Annotated in this window: 1 protein-coding gene; it reads right to left on the bottom strand. The window is 66.2% G+C overall.

Annotation, left to right across the window (positions count from 1 at the left end; translation table 11 throughout):
- A partial coding sequence (locus BST40_RS28195; protein ID WP_142276861.1) for a beta strand repeat-containing protein occupies nucleotides 1–1,064 on the bottom strand: 1,064 nt, incomplete at both ends.

Raw genomic sequence — 1,064 nt, 5'->3', positions numbered from 1 at the left:
GTGGCGCCGAGGAGGCCGTGGGAGTCGGCTCGCCAGAGGATGCCGTTGTTCATGTTGCCGGTGTTGAAGGCGCCGGTGTTGGTGGTGCCGGGGTTGGCGATGCCGGTGTTGGTGGTGCCGGTGTTGTAGGCGCCGGTGTTGGTGTTGCCGGGGTTGGCGATGCCGGTGTTGGTGGTGCCGCTGTTGTAGAAACCGGTGTTGGCGGTGCCGGTGTTACCCCACCCGGTGTTGAGTGCGCCGGTGTTGAGCACACCGGTGTTGGTGGTGCCGGTGTTGGCGATTCCGCTGTTGGTGGCGCCGGAGTTGGCGATGCCGAAGTTGCCGGAGCCGGAGTTGAAGAGGCCGATGTTGTTGGTGCCGGAGTTGATCAGGCCGATGTTGCCGGTGCCGGTGTTGAGGGCGCCGAAGCCGATCTGGTGATCACCGGTCAGGCCGATGCCGATGTTGCCGGTGCCGGTGTTGGCCACGCCGATGTTGTCATCACCGAAGTTACCCAGGCCCAGGTTGTGGCTGCCGGTGTTGGCCAGTCCGATATTGGCTAGACCGGCGCTTAGGTGTGGGCCGGTGTTGGCGAAGCCGATGTTGGTGCTGCCGATGTTGGCGCTGCCCAGGTTGAGGCTGCCCAGGTTGGCGCTGCCCACGTTGGCGCTGCCGACGTTGCCGCTGCCCCAGTTGAGCTCGCCGGTGTTGCCAAAGCCGAGGTTGAGTTGACCCAGGTTGCCCAGGCCCAGGTTGAACACGGTGGCCTGGGGGCCGTCGTGCAGCAGGCCGGCCAGGTCGGTGCCGACGTTGGCCAGCCCGGACAGCTGCGCCGGGGCGCCCACGCCGGCGGTGCCGGTGTTGTACCAGCCCGAGACCGAGTTGCCCAGGTTGAACAGGCCCGATTGCAACGCCCCCAGGTTGGCCAGCCCCGAGTTGCCCAGAGCGCCGATCGCGGAGTTGTGCCAGCCGGAATTGTTCGCCCCGAAGTTACCGAACCCCGAAGAACTGCCACTGCCCTGATTGAAGAACCCCGACGACGGACCGCCCGTCGCATTCCCAAAACCCGGACCCGCCGGAATATC

The organism is Mycobacterium persicum (assembly GCF_002086675.1).
GTDB classification, from domain to species: domain Bacteria; phylum Actinomycetota; class Actinomycetes; order Mycobacteriales; family Mycobacteriaceae; genus Mycobacterium; species Mycobacterium persicum.
Note: the sequence above shows the minus strand (reverse complement) of the source record. Positions and strands in the feature narration are given on the sequence as shown.